This window comes from Caballeronia sp., from assembly GCF_049581465.1.
Classification (GTDB): domain Bacteria; phylum Pseudomonadota; class Gammaproteobacteria; order Burkholderiales; family Burkholderiaceae; genus Caballeronia.
In genome coordinates, this window is sequence record NZ_JBAUSA010000475.1 from 1 (window position 1) to 1,583 (window position 1,583).

The 1,583-nt window shown below is 56.7% G+C and carries 2 protein-coding genes and 1 pseudogene; 1 reads left to right on the forward strand and 2 read right to left on the reverse strand.

Annotation, left to right across the window (positions count from 1 at the left end; translation table 11 throughout):
* A pseudogene (locus WCA53_RS11695) lies at window positions 1–396 on the reverse strand (class I poly(R)-hydroxyalkanoic acid synthase); the annotation flags it as partial.
* A gap of 2 nt (window positions 397–398) precedes the next feature.
* Window positions 399–896 (reverse strand): MaoC family dehydratase, encoded by a 498-nt coding sequence (locus WCA53_RS11700; protein ID WP_423909611.1) that lies wholly within the window; start codon window positions 894–896, stop codon window positions 399–401.
* 447 nt (window positions 897–1,343) lie between these two features.
* On the opposite strand from WCA53_RS11700, the gene WCA53_RS11705 reads away from it, so the two are divergent.
* The gene (locus WCA53_RS11705; RefSeq protein ID WP_423909615.1) at window positions 1,344–1,553 is read left to right on the forward strand and encodes a hypothetical protein; all 210 of its coding nucleotides are present in this window, start codon (window positions 1,344–1,346) and stop codon (window positions 1,551–1,553) included.
* Window positions 1,554–1,583: the final 30 nt, after the last annotated feature.

Here is a 1,583-nt window from a genome sequence, read left to right on the forward strand (position 1 = left end):
CTCGAGCTTCCGTTTGTCCTTTTCGCTTAGGACAACCGCATCGACGACGTCTTCAAGCAAGCGCGCATTGAGCAGGTAGTTCTGCTTGAGCAGGCTGTACCAGGCATTCTTGCGCCAGTCTTCGGCAAGAAAGCGGCGGTCACTGCGCTTCGGGGCAATCACGGGCTCGGTTTCCGCACCCATCGTGCTGGCCAGCGTGCGAGTCCAAACCGAAGCCAGTCGTGGCCAGTAAGCCGAGTGCGCCTCGATCAGTGCCGCAGGAACGGCTAGTGCGTCCGGAGGCTCCGCTCCAGCGTGCGTATCGCCATTCGTCTCCAGACCGGCCGTGGCACGCCAAAACGGGTGCCCGGACGTGAGGAATCCCTGTACATATTCAGTGGGTACGTTTAACCACATGGTCACAAAGCCTCGCTTGATTGACTCGCGATTGCCGACTGTTCGGCGCTAGCCGCGCTTGCAACCAGCCGCCGCGCACGGGACGTCGCCATGACGACCGCCTCGCCGTCGATCACCACGTTTTCTCCAACCGTACAGACGGTCGACATCACGACGCGGCTCTTTTCCAGTTGCAGTTCTTTCACAGCGACCGTTGCACGCACCGTATCGCCAGGCCGGACCGGCGCCTTGAAACGCAGGTTCTGTCCGAGGTACACGGTACCGGGGCCCGGAAGGTGCCCGGCAAGGGCTGCGGAAATCACACTTGCGCTCAGCATCCCATGCGCGATGCGCCCTTTGAACGGCGTGGTCCGTGCGAATTCCTCGTTAATGTGAACGGCGTTGTTATCGCCGGATGCCGCCGCGAAGAACAGGATATCCGCCTCCGTAATGGTTTTCGCAAAGGTGGCGCTCATGCCTGCCTCCAGGTCTTCAATGTCGTAACCGCCGATTTCGTTCATCTGTCGTCAATGAGTTGTTGTTGAATAAATGGAATGACCCTGTCTGTTTCCGAAGCGCCAACCCTTGAGCCAATCGTAGTCCGGATTGGACGCGAACCCACTACCTAACGCGGCCCATCTATTGACAAAGTCGGCCACGACTTGCGAAGCAGGTGGGTCGTCGATGCGTCGATTCAAGCCGACACGTCAGTTGCAACGTTTTGCTTCGGTCAAGGATCGGGTGGCCGATCTCTTCAGGCCCGCTGCGGTTATGTCGCGACGCAGTCTGTTCTTCAAAGATGAAACCCGCATTTCATCTTTGGGATTGATGTCGCACCGCCAAAAAATAATTATTGAGTTAAATCAATTGTTTAGATGTCCACTGCTGTCTTGGCTCGATCTTTGCGTAGTAGCTGGTCACATAGCGGCGTTTTGCTGCAGTCAGCTTTTTAATCGGGAAATCCAGCGATGACTGATGAAGGACAAAACGGAATGCAGGCGCAATCCATCGGCGCCACAGGAGAGACGGGAGAGGGAAGCAGGATGGACGCCAACCTGGCGAAAGGCGATCGTCGGGAAAGCATGGTAAATAATGGCCAGAGCAACTGGGCCTGGGCAAACAGCAGATCGAGCTACGACTGGATGGATTCGTACTACCTACTTACTGACTTCGCCTAGACCTGCGCTCTTCAGCAGTGTGTATCCCAT

Coding starts and splice junctions, on each gene's coding strand:
- WCA53_RS11700 (WP_423909611.1), bottom strand. CDS start 896: ATGAACGAAATCGGCGGTTACGACATTGAAGACCTGGAGGCAGGCATG.
- WCA53_RS11705 (WP_423909615.1), top strand. CDS start 1,344: ATGACTGATGAAGGACAAAACGGAATGCAGGCGCAATCCATCGGCGCC.